Source organism: Streptomyces sp. NPDC107471 (assembly GCF_055582845.1).
In genome coordinates, this window is sequence record NZ_JBVJPC010000007.1 from 494,911 (window position 1) to 512,119 (window position 17,209).

Here is a 17,209-nt window from a genome sequence, read left to right on the forward strand (position 1 = left end):
GGGGGCGCCCCATGGCATCCCCGTCGAAGGCGGGCGCGGCCCTCACCGCGCTGCGCGAGGATCTGGTCGGCGACGTGTTCGCCCCGGGGGATCCGGGCTACGACGAGGCCCGGACGGTCTTCAACGCGATGGTCGACCGCCGGCCCGCGGTGATCGCGCAGTGCGTGGACGAGGACGACGTCGTCCGGGCCGTGCGCTTCGCCCGTGACCTCGACCTGCCGATCGCGGTGCGCGGCGGCGGCCACAGCGTGGCGGGCACGGCGGTGAACGACGGCGGAATGGTCGTCGACCTGCGCCACATGCGCGCGGTCGTCGTCAGTCCCACGGCCCGGGCGGTCCAGGTCGCGGGCGGCGCCACGATGAGCGACCTGGACCGCGCCTGCCAGCCGCACGGCCTCGCCACCACCGGCGGCCGGGCCTCCACGACCGGTGTCGGCGGTTTCGTCCTGGGCGGCGGCAGCGGCTGGCTCGACCGGTGCTGCGGACTCGCCGTCGACAACCTGCTCGATGTGGAACTGGTCACCTCCGACGGCACCAGACTGCACGCGAACGCCGAGGACAACCCCGACCTGTTCTGGGCCCTGCACGGCGGTGGCGGCAACTTCGGCATCGCCACCGCGCTGACGCTGAGACTGCACGAGCTGCCCGACTTCTCCATCGCGCTGCTGCTGTACCTGCCGGAGTTCGGCCCCGAGGTGGTGCGCACCTACCGGGACCTGATCGCGGCCGGTCCGGACGAGGCGTCGGGCGGGGTGCTCTACTTCACCGGCCCGCCCGAGGAGTTCGTACCGCCGCACCTGGTCGGCACCCTGCTGTGCGGCGTCCTGCTGACGTACGCCGGCGAGGAGGCGGGCCTGCGCAAACTGGTCGAACCGCTGCTGGCCCTTCCGCATGTGACGGAGATCGTCGGGGCGATGCCGTACGCCGACGTCCAGTGCATGATCGACGACCCGCCGGGGATGCGGAACTACTGGTCGGCGGAGTACCTGACGGGCGCGCCGGACGACTTCGTGGACGTCTACTGCGCCCGCGCGGACTCCCTGCCGGTGCCCACCGGCACCCAGCAGGTGCTGCTGCCGCTGGGCGGGGCGATCGCCGGCGGTCCCCGCGAGTTCCCGGTGCCGTACCGGGACGCGGCCTGGGCCGTGCACCCGTTCGGGATCTGGGAGGACCCGGCGGACGACGAGCGGTGCGTGCGGTGGGTCCGGGACGTGCGCGCCGACGTCCAGCCGTGGAGCACCGGCGCGGTCTACCTCAACTTCATCGGCGACGAGGGCGCGGACCGCGTGGTGGCCGGGGTCGGCGCCGAGAACACCCGGCGGCTGGCCGAGCTGAAGCGCCGGTACGACCCGGACAACGTGTTCCGCTTCAACCACAACATCAGTCCGGCCTGAGTCCTGCCGGGCCACGGCCAGGTGCCGGCCGCCGCCCCGCACGGCACCGGGCGCGCCTCGGGTAGCGTCCGGCTCATGGACAGCGGCACGAACAGCGGTTTCGACACCCAGGGCAGCGGGATCACCGTGCAGCGCGCGCTGGAGCTGCCCGGTCTGCGCAGCGGGCTCCCGGAGATCCTGGCGGGCGCGGACCGGCTGCACCGGACCGTGCGCTGGGTGCACGCGGGCGAGGTGCCGAACATCGCCTCCCTGCTCAAGGGCGGCGAGCTGCTGCTGACCACCGGCTACGGGCTCGGCACCCGGCCGGCCGAGCAGCGCGCGTTCGTGCGGACGCTGGCCGAGCGCGGGATCGCGGCCCTGGTCGTGGAGCTGGGCCCGCGCTTCACCCGGCTGCCCGCGGCCCTCGTCGACACGGCCCGCGCGACCGGCCTCCCGCTCGTCCAGTTGCACCGCGAGGTGCCGTTCGTGGCGGTCACCGAGGAGATCCACACCGAGATCGTCAACGGCCACTACGCGCTGCTCCAGCGGGCCGAGGAGGTGCACCGGCGCTGCACCGAGGCCCTGCTGGGCGGCGGCGGGGTCCCGCAGGTCCTCGGCATCCTGGCGGACTTCAGCGGCAACCCGGTCTTCCTGGAGACGACCGACGGACAGCTCCTGTACGCCGCCGGGGAGGGGCCCGAGGGCGCCGACCCGCTCCAGGTGTGGGAGGGGCTGCGCGGCCAGCACAAGGACGCTCCGCCGTCCGGCTCGGCCCTGGTGGACGTCCCCGGGGGCGGGCCGGGGACGGGTTCGGTACGGGCCCGGCTGGTCCTGCTTCCGGTGCGGGCCCCGCTGGCCCCCGTGCACCGGATGGCGGCGGAGCGGGCGGCGGGCATCCTGGCCGTCGTCCTGATGCAGGCCCGCCAGGAGGAGGAGCTCGCGGCCCGCGGCCGCGGGGACTTCCTCACCGACCTCGCCGAGGGCCGCATCACCCCCGAGGACGCGCCGGCCCAGGCGCGCGTGCTGGGCTTCAAGCCGGGCACCGGACCGCTGCTGCCGGTCGTGATGCGGCTCGGCGACACCCTCGCCCCGGGCGGCGGCTGGGCCGTCCTGGCCCGGGCGGTCTCCGAGGAGCTGGCCGCGGTCGGCGTGCCCGTCCTGCTCGGTGTCCGGCCCGTCGAGGGCCGGGTGCCGGTCCTGCTCGGGCTGCGCTCCGAGTCGGAGCGGGCGGCGGTCGCGGACCGGGTCGCGGCGGCCCTGCGGGCGGGCGTGGAGCGGGCCGGGATGCAGCGGCCGGGTGCCCAGCCGCCGGTCGTGGTCGTCGGGGTCGCCGGCGGCTGGGCGGCGGCCTCGGCGGGCCTGCGCCACGCGGCCGAGACGGCGACGGCGGCGCAGGGCCTGTCGGACCGCCCCTGGTACGACGCCCGCCGCCTCGACATCGACCTGCTGCTGTGGCGGCTGCGCGACCACCCGGATCTCGCGGCCTTCGTGGACCGCGCCATCGGCCCGCTGCGCGCCCACGACGACCGCTCCAAGCCGCCCCTGCTGCCGACCCTTCAGACCTATCTGGCCCACGCGGGCCGCAAGGCGGAGACGGCCCGCGAGCTCCACCTCAACCGGCAGACCCTCTACAATCGCCTCGCCCGCATCGGCGAGTTGTTGGGCACCGACCTCGACGACCCGCAGACGGTACTGGCGTTGAGCCTCGCCCTGCGGGCACGCCGGCACGTGCCCTAGGCACCGGCCGGTTCGCGGAACTTCAGAGGAGCGGCCGGGGCTGCGTCAACTCGTCGTAGACGCTGAGCACTTGCGCCACCGTCATGTCCTCGGTCGGCCAGGTCGCCGCCTGCCGCGTCCCGCGCTCCCTGAGCAGCTCCCGGCGCTCGGGATCGTCCAACAGCCGTACGACCGCGCCGGCGAGCGCCTCCGCGTCGCCGTACGGGACGAGTTCGGCGGCGTCACCGACGAGTTCGGGGATTCCGCCGACCTCGGTCGCGACGAGCGGCACCCGCGCGTGGAACGCCTCCTGGGCGAGCACCGAACGGGCCTCCCAACGGCTGGGCAGGAGCACGAGATCGGCGGCGGCGAGCAGTTCGGAGATGTCGTCGCGCCGCCCGAGCAGCCGGACCGGCAGCCCTTCGCCCTCGATACGGCTCTGCAGGACCGCCCGCAGCGGCCCCTCGCCCGCGACGACGACCAGCGGCAAGGGGTCGAGAAGGCGCCACGCGCGTGCCGCGTCCAGCAGCGTCTCGTAGCCCTTGTGCCGCTCCAGGGCGCCGACCGCCATCAGCAACGGGCGGCCGATGGCGCCGAGTTCGGCCCGCACCTTGGGCCGCAGCGGGTCGGGGTCCTCCTGCTCGACGACTCCGCGCGGCCTGGGCAGGGCGACGGCGGCGAGGCGCGCGTCCCGGGCACCGGTCCTGCGGGCCCGGTCCACGAGCGCCGAGGTGGACCCGAGCACCACGGAGGCCGCCTTCACGACCCGGCGTTCCAGAAGACGCACGAAATGGGCCCGGGCTCCCTCGGCGTACGCCCGGTCGTGCCAGGTGACGACGAGCGGGGTCCGCCGCCCGCTGAGCGCCAGCACCGCGCGGAAGGAGGCGTGCAGTCCGTGCGCGTGCACCAGATCGGCGTCCGCGCAGGCCGCCCGCAGCACGGCGACCGAGGTCGGATCGCTGCTGCGCGGCACGTGCACGTGGTCCGCCCCGGCGCCCGTGAAGTCGTAGGCGCGGTCCGCCTCGGCGGGGGCGCACACCGTGACCCGCACGCCCCGCGCGACGAGCCCCGAGGTCAGGGAGCGCACGTGCGCGCTGCTGCCGGCGTTGCCTCCGCCCAGCACCTGCACGGTGCGCAGCGGCGACTGGCCGTGCGGTGAGTGGCTGCTCACGGGGGTCACGTGGCCGGGCTCCTGGTTCGGGTCGGACGGTCACGAGGAAACGTACAGAAGGTGTCGAGCGGAGGGGTGTACCGCGCGCTTCCTACGCGTGATGGGTTTCTCTGCCAAGGATGCCAGGACGTACGGGTGTTCCGTGCATGCGGAGAACGGGGGGAGGGTGTGTGCGGCGAGTCGCGTCACTCACAAGAGTGACGTGACCCGCTTTCCGACCCAAGGGTGTCCGACCTGAAGGGGCGCGGGGAACTGCGCGAGAAGCCCCACCGGCCCGCAGCCGCCGTACTCACCTGCTCCCCGCACAGGGTCGCGGCCACCACCCCGGCGGCATGCGCGACCAGTCCCACCCGCCCGTTCCCGGCGACGACGGCGGTCCCCAACGCCGCCCCCAGCGCATGCGCCCCCACGTCGCCGATCATCACGCGCTCCCTGACGTCGTCCGGCAACACGGCAGCCGCCGCCCCCACCGCGACCCCGGCCAGCTCCGAGCGCGGCATCCCCGGCACCCCGAGCGCGACCACCGCACCGGCCGCCCGACCGGGCCGTACGTCCAGGAGGTTGACGACATGCGCGAACCCGGCGATCACCACACCCGCGAGGACCTTGTCGACGACCCGCTCCTTCATCAGCGCGCCCGCGACCAGTCCGGCCGCCGAGATCCCGAACAACTTGACGGCCCCGCTGGTGACTTCACCGTCCCGCAGCGCGCCCAGATGCGCCCGGAAGCCCCGCCGGTGGTCCCCGGCGAGGTCGTCGTACGCCCCGCAGAGCCCGGCGACGGCGACGGCCGCTCCGGCAGCGGGCCGGATCCGCGCCGCCCCGAGGGCCACGGCCAGGGCGGACGCGGGCCCGGCGTACAACTCGACCGTCCGCCCGGCGTAGTTGGTCCGCTCCCACCGCTCCCGGCCGCCCGGCGCCCCGGCGCGAAGGACGGCCGTGCCGGCGCGTGTCAGGGCGGCGGTGAGCCCCAGGGACGCACCCCTCACGCGTCCGCCCGGGCCGTGGCCAGCAACTCCTCCGCGTGTGCCCGGGCCGTCTCCGAGTCCTCCTGTCCGGCGAGCATCCGGGACAGCTCCCGGACCCGGTCCTCGCCCTCCAGCACCTTCACACCGGACCGGGTGACGGACCCGTCGTTGGTCTTCTCGACCAGCAACTGCCGGTCGGCGAAGGCCGCGACCTGCGGCAGGTGGGTCACCACGACGACCTGCGCGGTCTTCGCGAGCCGCGCGAGGCGCCGCCCGATCTCGACCGCCGCCTTGCCACCGACACCTGCGTCGACCTCGTCGAAGAGGTACGTCGGCACGGGGTCGGTCCCGGCGAACACGACCTCGACGGCGAGCATCACGCGCGAGAGCTCACCGCCGGACGCGCCCTTGGCGATGGGCCGCGGCGGGGCGCCCGGGTGCGGGGCGAGCAGCAGCTCGACCTCGTCGACGCCGGCCGGCCCGTACGCGACCGCGCGACCGCCGACCTCGACGCCGTCCGGGTCCTCGGTCTGCCGGATCGCGAAGGACACGCGCGCGTGGGGCATCGCCAGCGAGGCCAGCTCCGCCGTCACCGCCGCCGCGAACCGCTCCGCGGCCTCGGTCCGCGCATCCGTCAACGCCTGCGCGAGTCCGCCCAGTTCGGCCCGGAGCGCGTCCCGCTCGGCGGTCAGCTCCTCGATCCGCTCGTCGTCGCCGTCGAGTTCGGTCAGTCGCGCGGCGCTCTGCTCGGCCCAGGTGAGCACGGCGGCCACGTCCTCGCCGTACTTGCGGGTCAGCGCGGTGAGCGCGGCCCGCCGCTCCTCCACGGCCGACAGCCGCAGCGGATCGGCGTCCAGGTCGTCGGCGTATCCGGCGAGCTCCCCGGCCACGTCGCCCAGCAGGATCCCGATCTCCCCGATCCGGTCGGCGAGCGCGGACAGCGCGGGGTCGTGCGACCGGACGGCCTCCAGGGCCCGCTGGGCGCCCGCCACGAGCGTCGCGGCGTCGATGCCCTCCGGGTCCTCGGGATTGCCCGCGAGGGCGGCGTGGGCGGCCGTGGCCGCGGACGACAGCGCCTCGGCGTGACCGAGCCGCTCCGCCTCCTCCGCCAGCTCGACGTCCTCGCCGGCCCGCGGCTCCACAGCCGCGATCTCGTCGAGCCCGAACCGCAGCAGGTCGGCCTCCTGGGCCCGCTCACGCGCGCGCGTGACGATCTCGTCCAGCTCGACGGAGACGGCCCGCAGCCGCCGGTAGGCCTCGGTGTACTTCGCGAGCGGCACGGCGACCGCGTCGCCCGCGTACCGGTCCAGCGCCTGCCGCTGCCGGTTCAGCTTGAGCAGCCCCTGCTGATCGGTCTGCCCGTGGACGGCGACCAGCTCGTCGGCGAGCTCCGCGAGCACCCCGACCGGCACGGACCGCCCGCCCAGATGCGCCCGCGACCGCCCCTCGGCGGAAACGGTACGGCTGATGAGCAGCGCCCCGTCGTCCAGCTCGGCCCCGGCCTCCTCGGCCCGGACGACGACGGAGTCGCCGGCGGACACGGTGATCCGCCCCTCCACGACCGCCTTCTCGGCCCCGATCCGCACGAGCGCCGCGTCCGCCCGCCCACCGAGCAACAGCCCGAGGCTGGTGACCACCATGGTCTTGCCCGCACCCGTCTCACCGGTGACAGCGGTGAACCCGGGCGACAGCTCGACAACGGCGTCATCGATGACTCCGAGCGACCGTATCCGCATCTCTTCCAGCACGGTGAAGACCTTACGAGGTCGGGACGGGCGAGTGCGAGGTGCCCTTGTCACTCGGGCGAGTGTCAGGCTTTTCTGGGGGTGCGGGGAACTGCGCGAGAAGCCCCACCGGCCGTCGCCGCCCACGCTCCGCAACCACCCCCCACGCACACGCACGGCTAGTGCGGCGCACCCCGCCACCCGGAGACCGGCAACGCGAACTTCGCCACAAGCCGGTCCGTGAACGACGCGTGATGCAGCCGAGCCAGCCGCACCGGCACAGCCCCCCGCCGAACCTCCACCCGCGCCCCCGGCGGCAACTCGAACGTCCGCCGCCCGTCGCACCACAGCACACCCGGCGGAATATGAGGCAGCAACTCCACGGCCAGCACGGAGTTCGGCGAGGTCACCAACGGCTTCGCGAACAGCGCGTGCGCGGAGATCGGCACCATCAGCAGCGCCTCCACCTCCGGCCACACCACGGGCCCGCCCGCGGAGAAGGCGTACGCCGTCGACCCGGTGGGCGTGGACAGCACGATCCCGTCGCAGCCGAACCCGGTCACCGGCCGCCCGTCGATCTCCAGCACGACCTCGAGCAGCTTCTCCGCACCGGCCTTCTGCACGGCGGCCTCGTTGAGCGCCCAGTCGGTGTGGACGATGTCCCCGTTCCGGTGAACGACGACGTCGACGGTCATCCGCTCCTCGACCTCGTACGCCTTGGTCACGACCCGGTCGACGACCTTGTCGAGGTCGTCCCGCTCGGCCTCCGCGAGGAACCCGACACTGCCCAGGTTGACGCCGAGCATCGGCACCCCGGACGCGCGCGCGAACTCGGCACCGCGCAGCAGCGTCCCGTCACCGCCGAGCACGATGAGCAGCTCACACCCTTCGAGGCACTGCGGAGTCGCCTCCTTGACGAGTTGCACCTCGGGCGGCAGCGGCAGGTCGGCCGCCTCGTACTCCAGGACGCGCACGCCGATCTCGGAGCGCAGCAGCCCCTTCACGACCAGTTCGGCACTGCGGATCGCGGCGGGCCGCCCGGTGTGGGCGAGCAGGAAAACAGTACGAGCTCGGTTCTGGCTCAACGCGGCCCCTCCGCAACTGCACGGTCGACATCGGCCGGGTCCAGGGCGGGCGCCCCGGCACGCAGCCACAGAAAGTATTCGACATTGCCCGAGGGTCCGGGCAACGGACTGGCCGTGACCCCGTTCACCCCGAGGCCGAGCTCCCCCGCCTTCCCGGCCACTCCCCGCACGGCCTCCGCCCGCAGTGCCGTGCTCCGTACCACTCCCCCGCTGCCCAGCCGTTCCTTCCCCACCTCGAACTGCGGCTTCACCATCATCACCAGATCGGCGTCCGGCTTCACGCACCGCACCAGGGCGGGCAGTACCAGGCCGAGCGGGATGAAGGACAGATCCCCCACGACAAGATCCACTGGTTCCCCATCGATCGCTTCGAGCGTCAACTCGCGTACGTTCGTACGGTCCTTGACGGTGACGCGTTCATCGCTCTGGAGAGACCACGCGAGTTGTCCGTAACCGACGTCGACGGCGACCACGTGTGCGGCCCCGGCCCGCAGCAGCACATCGGTGAAGCCGCCCGTGGAGGCGCCGGCGTCCAGCGCCCGCCGTCCCTCGACGACGAGCCCCCGGGGCACGAACGCCTCCAGGGCGCCCGCGAGCTTGTGCCCGCCCCGGGACACGTAGTCGGGATCGCTGCCGTCGCTCTGCACCACGATCGCCGCCGCGGTCTCCACCTGGGTGGCGGGCTTGGTCGCGACGGTCTTGCCGACGGTGACCCGCCCGGCCGCGATGAGCTGGCTGGCGTGCTCACGCGAGCGCGCCAGCTTCCGCCGGACCAGCTCCGCGTCCAGCCGACGGCGTGCGACTCCTGCCACGTTCGGTTCAGCTCCTAGTGCCATACGAGGGTGAGGGCGCCCTCTGGTCGTACGACGGCGAGGGCGCCGGTGGTCCGGGGCGGGCGTCGAGCGCGGTGAGCGCGTCGCGCAGCCCCCGGTGTACATCCTCGTACACCTCGACGTGTCCGTCCGTGGCGAGGTGGTCGGCGTCGCCGAGCCGCTCCAGTCGGGCGTCGACCTCGGCGTTGCCGGTGGGGATGCGAGGGACGTGCAGGGGGGCGGGGGCGGCCGGGTCGTGCTCGGGTTCGGCCGCGGCCTCGTGTGAAGGCTCCGGAACAGCGTCGCTCATGCCCAGACGCTACCCCGAACCGCTGCGGTACCGTCGATCGCGATGGCCACGACCGAGGAGTGCCGCGCCGCACTCGAGAAGCTCTCCGACAGCATGGGCGACGCCGAGGGGGACGTCGCCGCGGCGGCGTCCATGGACCGCTCGGTGAGCTGTCGCATCACCGATCTCGACGTCACCTTCGTCGGCCGGATGACCGGCGGCCGGATCGTGGTGCACGACACCCTGCAGGGCCCGCCGCGGGAGAAGGCCCAGATCAGACTGGCCATGTCCGGCGACGACCTGGTGGCCCTGGTCGACGGCGAGCTGAACTTCGCCAAGGCCTGGGGCTCGGGCCGGGTGAAGCTGGAGGCGGGCCTCAGGGACCTGTTCCAGCTCAGGAAGCTTCTTTAGCGATCACACCCGCGCGGGCCTTGCGCGCGGCCGGCACCACCAGCGGTGTGCCCGTCTCCGGGTCGTCGATGACCTGGCAGCGCAGTCCGAAGACCTCCTCGACCAGTTCGGCCGTCACGATGTCGTTCGGGGCGCCCTCGGCGATGATCCGCCCGCTCTTCAGCGCGATCAGATGCGTGGCGTACCGGGCCGCGTGGTTGAGGTCGTGCAGCACGGCGACCAGGGTGCGGCCCTGCTCCTCGTGCAGTTCGGCGCACAGGTCGAGGACGTCGATCTGGTGCTGGATGTCGAGGTAGGTCGTCGGCTCGTCCAGGAGCAGCAGGGGTGTCTGCTGAGCGAGCGCCATCGCGATCCACACCCGCTGCCGCTGGCCGCCGGACAGCTCGTCGACGTACCGCTCGGCGAGTTCGGCGACCCCGGTCTGCCGCATGGACTCCCGGACGACCCGCTCGTCCTCGGTGGACCACTGGCGCAGGATGCCCTGGTGCGGGTAGCGGCCGCGGCCGACCAGGTCGGCGACGGTGATCCCGTCGGGCGCGATCGACGACTGCGGGAGCAGGCCGAGGGTCCGGGCGACCTTCTTCGCCGGCATCGACTGGATGACCTGTCCGTCGAGCAGCACCTTGCCCTGGCTGGGCCTGAGCATGCGCGAGAGGGCCCGCAGGAGCGTCGACTTGCCGCACGCGTTGGGGCCGACGATCACCGTGAAGGACCGGTCGGGTATCTCCACCGAGAGCTGCTCGGCGATGACGCGCTGGTCGTAGGCCAGGGTGACGGTGTCGGCGGACAGGCGGTTCACGGTGCTCCTCGGGTTGTTCAGTCCGCTGGTGGGGGTGGTCTCGGCGGTCATATCCGGCCCGCCCTGCGCTCGGTGACCAGGAGCCACAGCAGGTAGACGCCGCCGAGGACACCGGTGACCACGCCGACGGGGAGCTGGTCCGCGCCGAAGACCTTCTGCGAGACCCAGTCGGCGGTGACCAGGAGGGTCGCGCCCATGCACAGGGACGGCAGCAGGTTGGGGCCGGGCGAGCGGGTGAGGCGGCGGGCCAGTTGCGGTGCGGTGAGCGCGACGAAACTGACCGGCCCGGCGGCCGCGGTGGCGGCGGCGGTGAGCAGGACGGCGGCGACCAGGAGCAGCAGCCGTACGCGTTCGACGCGCACCCCGAGCGCGTTGGACACGTCGTCGCCCATCTCCATCATCCTGAGGCCGCGCGCGTTGGCGAGGACCAGCGGGACGAGGACGGCGCACAGCCACAGCAGCGGCCACACCTGCGCCCAGTCCCGGCCGCTGAGCGAACCGGTCATCCAGACGACGGCCTGGGCCGCCTCGGTGAGGGTGGACCTGGTCAGCAGATAGCCGTTGACCGCGGTCACGATGGCGGAGACACCGATGCCGACCAGGACCAGCCGGTACCCGTGCACCCCCTGCTTCCAGGCGAGCAGATAGATGGCGAGTCCGGTCACCAGGCCGCCCGCGAGTGCGCCGAGGGTGACCTGGGCCGCGCTTCCGGAGAACAGCACGATCATCGTGAGCGCCCCGGCCGTGGCCCCCTGGCTGAGGCCGAGGACGTCCGGACTGCCCAGCGGATTGCGGGAGACGGCCTGGAACAGCGCGCCCCCGAGCCCGAGCGAGGCACCGACCAGGAGCCCGACGAGGACCCGCGGCAGCCGCAGCTCGTTGACGATGAACTCCTGCCCGGCGTTGCCGTTGCCGAGCAGCGTCCTCAGCACGTCCTTGGCGGGGATCGGGAAGTCGCCGGTGCCGATCAGCACCACGCTCGCGCCGAGCGCGGCCAGGAGGATCAGGGCGACGACGACGGTGGCCCGGACGTCCAGCCGGACGGAGAGCCCGCCGGGGGTCCTGATGGCACGGTTGGTCCTCACAGTTGCGCCGTCCTCCGCCGTCGTACGAGAAAGATGAAGACCGGTCCGCCGATGACCGCGGTGACGATGCCGACCTGGAGCTCCGCCGGCCGGGCCACGATCCGGCCGATGACGTCGGAGCCCAGCAGCAGCACGGGCGACAGGACGGTCGCGTACGGGAGGATCCAGCGCAGGTCGGGGCCGGTGAAGGAGCGCACGATGTGCGGCACCATCAGGCCCACGAACACGATCGGGCCGCAGGCTGCGGTCGCGGCCCCGCACAGCACGGTCGCGGAGAGCATGGCCAGCGCCCGGGTGCGGTTGAGGTTGGCGCCGAGGGCCTTCGCGGTGTCGTCGCCCATCTCCATCGCGTTGAGCGGCCGGGCCAGGGCGAGCGCGAGGAGGGACCCGGTCGCGAGGAACGGCAGCACCTGGAGGATGGTCGAGTTGTCCGCCGAGGACAGCGAACCGACCGTCCAGAAGCGCATCTTGTTGAGCGCCTGGTCGTCGGTGATCATCACGGCCTGGAGGTAGCCGTACAGGGCCGCGCTGATCGCCGTGCCGGCCAGCGCGAGCCGCACCGGCGTGGCGCCCCGGCTGCCGCCCAGGAACCAGACCAGTGCGCCCACCGCGGCCGCGCCGACGAAGGCGAACCACACATAGCCGCTGAGCGAGGTGACGCCGAAGAAGGTGATCGCGGTGACGACCGCGGCGGACGCGCCCGCGTTGATGCCGAGCAGTCCGGGGTCGGCCAGCGGATTGCGGGTGAGCGCCTGGAGCACCGCCCCGGACAGGCCGAGCGCGGCCCCCGCGAGCAGCCCGAGGACGGTCCGCGACAGCCGGTCGGCCACCACGACGTCGCCGTAGGTCCCCGTGTCCTGGAACAGTCCGTGCCAGACCTGCTCCACGGACAGCCCTTTCGCCCCGACCGCGATGCTCGCCGTCGCGACGAGCGCCAGGATCACGACGGACCCGAGGAGCCCAAGGACGCGTATCGCCCGGCGGGTTGGGGGCGCGGGGGCGGTCTCCGCGCGCTGTTCTGGAGGACTGTCGACCAACACGCAGTTAGGTTAGCCTACCCTGCCAATCAGCCACGATCCCGAGAGTCGAACGTCACCGGACTCACAGCTCCCCGCACTCGCCCTCACAGCCCCAGCCTGGCCAGCGCCTTCTCCGCGTCCAGCTCGCACACACCGTCCCCGGCCGCCGTCCAGGCCGCCGCGCACAGGGCCCGCAGCCCGTCCAGGGCCTCGCCGTCACCGTCGAGTTCCAGCCGCTCCTTACCGGCCGTCGCCGTCCATCCCCCGCACCGGAACCCGTCGCCCGCCTCGGCGACCTCGGGCTGACCGGTGAGCATCCCCCGCAGATCCTGGTCCACATACGTCGGCCGGTGCTGCGGCGGCGCGGCCAGGAGCTGGGCGCCGTCGGTGACACCGGTGAGCACGAGCAGCGAGTCCACCTCGCCGTTGAACGCGCCCTCGATGTCGGTGTCCAGCCGGTCCCCGACCACCAACGGCCGCTCGGCGCCGGTCCGCAGGATCGTCTCCCGGTGCATGGGAGGCAGCGGCTTGCCCGCGACCTGCGGCTCGGCGCCGGTCGCGATCCGCACGACCTCCACCGCGGCGCCGTTGCCCGGCGCGATCCCCCGCCCGCTCGGGATCGTCAGATCGGTGTTGGACGCGAACCACGGCACCCCGCGCGCGACCGCGTAACTCGCCTCCGCGAACCGCCCCCAGGGCAGATCCGGCCCACCGAAGCCCTGCACCACGGCCGCCGGATCGTCGTCGGCCGACTCCACAGGCTCCAGCCCCCGCTCCCGCAGCGCCACCCGCAGCCCCTCACCACCGATCACCAGGACCCGCGCCCCGGCCGGCACCTGCTCGCTGATCAGCCGCGCGACCGCCTGCGCGGAGGTGATGACGTCGTCGGCCCCCGTCGGTATCCCCAGCTCGGTGAGATGCCCGGCCACCGTGTCGGGCGTGCGCAGCGCGTTGTTGGTGACGTAGGCGAGATGCATACCGCCCTCGCGCGCCGTGGCGAGCGAGTCGACGGCGTGTGCGATCGCGTTCCCGCCGGCGTACACCACCCCGTCGAGGTCGAGCAGCGCGGTGTCGTACGCCTCGCTCAGGGCCTGCTCACTGCCCTCGGGCCTCGTCCTCACGCGCTGGCTCATTCCGCATCGCTCCTCGTTCGACGGCTTTCCCCCGATCATCCCCCATGCCACCGACACCCGTACGATGCCGGGATGAACTCAGCAGGTCACCCGGAAGCAACGGCGCGCCGAGGCCTGGAACTCACCCCGTTCCGAGGCCTGCGATACGACCCCGACCGGGTCGGCAGCCTGGCCGCCGTGACATCCCCGCCGTACGACGTCGTGGTCCGCCCCGACGGCCTGCACCAGCTCCAGTCGAACGACCCGTACAACATCGTCCGGCTGATCCTCCCGCAGGCGACGACCCCGGCCGAACGCAACGAACAGGCGGCCCGCACCCTGCGCGGCTGGCTCTCCGAGGGCATCCTGGCCGCCGACCGCGAGCCCGGCCTGTACGTCTACGAACAGCACGACGGCGCCGGCCTGCTGCAACGCGGGCTCATCGGCACCCTGCGCCTGTCCGAGCCGTCGGAGGGTGTGGTCCTGCCCCACGAGGACGTGATGCCTCATGTGGTCGCCGACCGCGCGGCCCTCATGCGCGCCACCTCCGCCAACCTCGAACCCCTGCTGCTCACCTACCGCGGCAACGGCACGGAGTCCGTCACGACGGCCGCAATCGAGCGCGCGGCCGAACAGCCCCCGCTCCTCGCCACCACCACCGAGGACGGCTACAGCCACCGCCTGTGGTCGATCACCGACCCCGCCGAAGTGGCCCGCATCCAGACGGACCTGACCCAGCACCAGGCCCTCATCGCCGACGGCCACCACCGCTGGGCCACCTACCGCCGTCTACGCGCGGAGCACCCCTCACCCAGCGCGTGGGACCACGGCCTGGTCCTGCTCGTCGACACGGCCCGCTATCCCCTGCGCGTCCGAGCCATCCACCGCCTCCTGCACGGCATCCCGGTGTCCCGGTCCCTGGAGCTCCTCGACGGCCTCTTCCGGGTACGCCGTCTCGACGTGCCCCTGGCCGAGGCCCTGGACACCCTCGCCGACGCGGCCTGCGCGGGCAACGCCTTCCTCCTCGCCGGCGACGGCGCCTTCCACCTCGTGGACCGCCCCGACCCCGGCCTCCTGTCCCGTACGGTCCCCGCGGACCGGCCCACCGCCTGGCGCACCCTGGACGCCACGGTCCTGCACGCCACACTCCTCGCCCACGTCTGGCACGTTCCCGAGGACGACCCCGCCCGCATCGCCTACATCCACGACACGGCCGCCACGGTCGAGAAGGCGGAACGCGACGGCGGCACGGCGGTCCTGATGCACCCGGTCCGCGAGGACGTCGTCCGCGACCTCGCCCGCCAGGGCGTCACGATGCCCCGCAAGTCCACGTCGTTCGGCCCGAAACCGGCGTCCGGCCTGGTCCTGCGCGCACTGGACGTATGACGCACGAAGGGGCGGGATCCCGGGATCCCGCCCCTTCGCTCAACGACAGCAGACGTCAGTCCTTGAGATCGCCGTCCTCGTCCTCGACGTCGTCCGCGTCCTCCGTGACCTTGGCGTCCTCCACAACCTTCACGTCGTCCACGACCTTCGGGGCGGCCTCGCCGTCACCCTCGTCCTCGGCGTCCTCGAAGGCGTCCACGAACTCGACCCCGTCCAGCTCGGCGAGCCGGTCGGAGGCGTCCGTGCTGCCGTCCTTGTCGGACTCGACGGCCTTGGCGAACCACTCCCGCGCCTCGTCCTCCCGACCGGCCGCGAGCAGCGCGTCGGCGTACGCGTACCGCAGCCGCGCGGTCCACGGCTGCACCGAGTTGGAGGCCAGCTCGGGGCTCTGCAACGTCACGATGGCCGCGTCGAGCTGCCCCATGTCACGCCGGGCACCGGCCGCGACGAGCCGCATCTCGACCTGTCCGGCCTTGTCGAGCTTGTGCACCTCGGGCGCCCCGGCCATCTCCAGCGCCTTCTCCGGCCGCCCGAGCCCACGCTCACAGTCGGCCATGACGGGCCACAGCTCCACGTGCCCGGTCATCCGCCGCGCGGCCCGGAACTCGGCGAGCGCCTCGCTGTACTTCTGGTTGGCGTACGCCGCGAAACCGGCCGCCTCCCGTACGGCGGCCACGCGCGACGCCAGCCGCAGGGCCACCTTGGCGTAGCCGTAGGCACCCTCGGGGTCCTCGTCGATGAGCCGGGCGACCATCACCAGGTTCTTGGCGACATCCTCCGCGAGCCCCTTGGGCAGGCTCTGCAGCTCCTGCCGTACGTCCTTGTCGATCTCGTCGCCCGTGACGTCCTCGGGGATCGGCAGCCGCTTGATCGGCTCACGGTCGCGGTCACGCTCATCACGGAACCGACCGCCACCGGGGCCGCGCCGGTCGTCGCCACCGCGTCGGTCGTCCCGGCCACGGAAGCCACCGGGCCGCCCACCACGGTCGTCCCTGCGCGGCCCACCACGGCCGCCACGGTCGTCCCGTCGATCGTCCCGCCGGTCGTCGCGGCGGAAGCCACCGCGCTCGCCGCGGTTGTCGTCACGGCGGAAACCGCCACGGTCGCCACCACGGTTGTCATCACGCCGCTCGTAGCTGCCGCGGTTGTCGTCGCGACGGAAACCACCGCGGTCCCCACGGTCATCGCCCCGACGGTCGTCGCGTCGGTCGTCACGCCGCTCGTAGCTACCGCGGTTGTCATCGCGCCGCTCGTAACTGCCACGGTTGTCGTCGCGACGGAAGCCACCGCGATCCCCGCGGTCACCACGATCCCCGCGGTCACCACGGTCGTCACGACGGAAGCCACGGTCACGGTCGTCCCCGCGGAAACCGCGGTCACGGTCGTCACGCCGTCCATAACCGCCACCGCGGTTGTCGCCGGCACGGTTGTCGCCGGCACGGTTGTCGTCGCGGCGGAAGCCACCGCGATCCCCGCGGTCACCACGGTCGTCGCGACGCCCGTAGCCACCGCCGCGGTTGTCGTCTCGGCGGAAGCCACCACGGTCGTTGTCGCGGCGCTCCACGCCACCACGGTCACCGCGGTCGTCACGACGGAGGGCAGGTCGGTCACCATCGCGACGGAACCCGCGGTCGCGGTCGTCACGACGGGGCCCGGTCGGGCGGTCGTCGCGGCGGAACGCGGGGCGAGGTCCACGGTCGTCCCCACGGGGACCACGGTCACGGTCGTCACGGCGTCCAAAGCCGCCACTTCGGTTGTCGTCGCGACGGATGCCTCCCCGGTCACCGCGGTCATCGCCACGGCGGTCGTCACGACGGTCATCCCGCCGGGGGTAGCCACCGCCTCGGTTGTCATCACGGCGGTCGTCACGCCGGCCGTAGCCGCCACCACGATTGCCGCCTCGGTCGCTGCCGCCACGGTCGTTGCCGCTGCGGTCGCCGACACCGCGGCCGTTGTCGCGACGGAAGCCGCCACGGTCACCACGGTCTCCTCGGTAGCCGCGATCGCCGCGGTCACCACCGTCCCGTCGTCGCTGGTCGCGCTCCGGTCGGTCGTCGGGAGAGTTGGTGGACATGGTGACTCCTGTCTTCGGTACTGCAAGCATTCTAAAAACAAAAGGACCCCTGGTCCCAGCGTGAACGCTGGGACCAGGGGTCCTCCAAAGATTGTTCGGCGGTGTCCTACTCTCCCACAGGGTCCCCCCTGCAGTACCATCGGCGCTGTAAGGCTTAGCTTCCGGGTTCGAAATGTAACCGGGCG

15 protein-coding genes, 1 rRNA gene and 1 pseudogene are annotated in these 17,209 nt (G+C 73.1%); 4 read left to right on the forward strand and 13 right to left on the reverse strand.

The window, feature by feature from the left end:
• Window positions 1-11: 11 nt before the first annotated feature.
• Window positions 12-1,394, forward strand: coding sequence for an FAD-binding oxidoreductase (locus tag ACZ66S_RS25780; protein ID WP_469903875.1), 1,383 nt, complete (start codon window positions 12-14; stop codon window positions 1,392-1,394).
• Between the two features lie 75 nt (window positions 1,395-1,469).
• On the forward strand, window positions 1,470-3,110 hold the full coding sequence (locus ACZ66S_RS25785; protein WP_469903876.1) for a PucR family transcriptional regulator: 1,641 nt from the start codon (window positions 1,470-1,472) through the stop codon (window positions 3,108-3,110).
• Window positions 3,111-3,132: 22 nt separating this feature from the next.
• On the opposite strand, the gene ACZ66S_RS25790 is transcribed toward ACZ66S_RS25785, so the two are convergent.
• From ACZ66S_RS25790 to ACZ66S_RS25815, 6 genes are all read right to left on the reverse strand, one after another.
• On the reverse strand, window positions 3,133-4,269 hold the full coding sequence (locus tag ACZ66S_RS25790) for a glycosyltransferase family 4 protein (RefSeq protein ID WP_469903877.1): 1,137 nt from the start codon (window positions 4,267-4,269) through the stop codon (window positions 3,133-3,135).
• 176 nt (window positions 4,270-4,445) lie between these two features.
• Window positions 4,446-5,249, reverse strand: a complete 804-nt coding sequence (locus ACZ66S_RS25795; protein WP_469903878.1) for a hypothetical protein — start codon at window positions 5,247-5,249, stop codon at window positions 4,446-4,448.
• Window positions 5,246-6,964 (reverse strand): DNA repair protein RecN, encoded by a 1,719-nt coding sequence (gene recN / locus ACZ66S_RS25800; RefSeq protein ID WP_469903900.1) that lies wholly within the window; start codon window positions 6,962-6,964, stop codon window positions 5,246-5,248. The genes ACZ66S_RS25795 and recN overlap by 4 nt, the downstream gene beginning before the upstream one ends.
• Before the next feature lie 167 nt (window positions 6,965-7,131).
• Window positions 7,132-8,037 carry an NAD kinase gene (locus ACZ66S_RS25805; RefSeq protein ID WP_469903879.1) on the reverse strand — a complete coding sequence of 302 codons (906 nt, stop codon included), beginning with the start codon at window positions 8,035-8,037 and terminating at the stop codon, window positions 7,132-7,134.
• On the reverse strand, window positions 8,034-8,849 hold the full coding sequence (locus ACZ66S_RS25810; RefSeq protein ID WP_469903880.1) for a TlyA family RNA methyltransferase: 816 nt from the start codon (window positions 8,847-8,849) through the stop codon (window positions 8,034-8,036). Before ACZ66S_RS25810 ends, ACZ66S_RS25805 begins: the two co-directional genes overlap by 4 nt.
• Before the next feature lie 7 nt (window positions 8,850-8,856).
• Window positions 8,857-9,159: a hypothetical protein gene (locus tag ACZ66S_RS25815; protein ID WP_469903881.1), complete on the reverse strand. Its 303-nt coding sequence runs from the start codon at window positions 9,157-9,159 to the stop codon at window positions 8,857-8,859.
• Window positions 9,160-9,201: 42 nt separating this feature from the next.
• On the opposite strand from ACZ66S_RS25815, the gene ACZ66S_RS25820 reads away from it, so the two are divergent.
• Window positions 9,202-9,549, forward strand: a complete 348-nt coding sequence (locus tag ACZ66S_RS25820) for an SCP2 sterol-binding domain-containing protein (protein WP_469903882.1) — start codon at window positions 9,202-9,204, stop codon at window positions 9,547-9,549.
• Here ACZ66S_RS25820 and ACZ66S_RS25825 read toward each other — a convergent pair.
• The 4 genes from ACZ66S_RS25825 to ACZ66S_RS25840 form a co-directional block, all read right to left on the reverse strand.
• Complete coding sequence (locus ACZ66S_RS25825; protein WP_469903883.1) at window positions 9,533-10,399, reverse strand: ABC transporter ATP-binding protein; 867 nt, start codon at window positions 10,397-10,399, stop codon at window positions 9,533-9,535. The two genes, ACZ66S_RS25820 and ACZ66S_RS25825, sit on opposite strands and share 17 nt — an antisense overlap.
• Window positions 10,396-11,433 carry a FecCD family ABC transporter permease gene (locus ACZ66S_RS25830; protein WP_469903884.1) on the reverse strand — a complete coding sequence of 346 codons (1,038 nt, stop codon included), beginning with the start codon at window positions 11,431-11,433 and terminating at the stop codon, window positions 10,396-10,398. The genes ACZ66S_RS25825 and ACZ66S_RS25830 overlap by 4 nt, the downstream gene beginning before the upstream one ends.
• Window positions 11,430-12,473 (reverse strand): FecCD family ABC transporter permease, encoded by a 1,044-nt coding sequence (locus tag ACZ66S_RS25835; protein WP_469903885.1) that lies wholly within the window; start codon window positions 12,471-12,473, stop codon window positions 11,430-11,432. Before ACZ66S_RS25835 ends, ACZ66S_RS25830 begins: the two co-directional genes overlap by 4 nt.
• 83 nt (window positions 12,474-12,556) lie before the next feature.
• Entirely contained in the window at window positions 12,557-13,585 is a 1,029-nt protein-coding gene (locus ACZ66S_RS25840; RefSeq protein WP_469903886.1) for an HAD hydrolase-like protein, read from the reverse strand.
• 72 nt (window positions 13,586-13,657) lie between these two features.
• Here ACZ66S_RS25840 and ACZ66S_RS25845 point away from each other — a divergent pair, with 72 nt between their 5' ends.
• Entirely contained in the window at window positions 13,658-14,950 is a 1,293-nt protein-coding gene (locus tag ACZ66S_RS25845) for a DUF1015 family protein (RefSeq protein ID WP_469903887.1), read from the forward strand.
• A gap of 55 nt (window positions 14,951-15,005) precedes the next feature.
• On the opposite strand, the gene ACZ66S_RS25850 is transcribed toward ACZ66S_RS25845, so the two are convergent.
• From ACZ66S_RS25850 to rrf, 3 genes and pseudogenes are all read right to left on the reverse strand, one after another.
• Entirely contained in the window at window positions 15,006-15,812 is an 807-nt protein-coding gene (locus ACZ66S_RS25850) for a tetratricopeptide repeat protein (protein WP_469903901.1), read from the reverse strand.
• 21 nt (window positions 15,813-15,833) lie between these two features.
• Window positions 15,834-16,568: pseudogene (locus ACZ66S_RS25855) on the reverse strand (tetratricopeptide repeat protein); the annotation flags it as partial.
• Window positions 16,569-17,117: 549 nt separating this feature from the next.
• Window positions 17,118-17,209 (reverse strand): 5S ribosomal RNA (gene rrf, locus ACZ66S_RS25860); the annotation flags it as partial.

Coding starts and splice junctions, on each gene's coding strand:
- ACZ66S_RS25780 (WP_469903875.1), top strand. CDS start 12: ATGGCATCCCCGTCGAAGGCGGGCGCGGCCCTCACCGCGCTGCGCGAG.
- ACZ66S_RS25785 (WP_469903876.1), top strand. CDS start 1,470: ATGGACAGCGGCACGAACAGCGGTTTCGACACCCAGGGCAGCGGGATC.
- recN (WP_469903900.1), bottom strand. CDS start 6,964: ATGCGGATACGGTCGCTCGGAGTCATCGATGACGCCGTTGTCGAGCTG.
- ACZ66S_RS25815 (WP_469903881.1), bottom strand. CDS start 9,159: ATGAGCGACGCTGTTCCGGAGCCTTCACACGAGGCCGCGGCCGAACCC.
- ACZ66S_RS25820 (WP_469903882.1), top strand. CDS start 9,202: ATGGCCACGACCGAGGAGTGCCGCGCCGCACTCGAGAAGCTCTCCGAC.
- ACZ66S_RS25825 (WP_469903883.1), bottom strand. CDS start 10,399: ATGACCGCCGAGACCACCCCCACCAGCGGACTGAACAACCCGAGGAGC.
- ACZ66S_RS25840 (WP_469903886.1), bottom strand. CDS start 13,585: ATGAGCCAGCGCGTGAGGACGAGGCCCGAGGGCAGTGAGCAGGCCCTG.
- ACZ66S_RS25845 (WP_469903887.1), top strand. CDS start 13,658: ATGAACTCAGCAGGTCACCCGGAAGCAACGGCGCGCCGAGGCCTGGAA.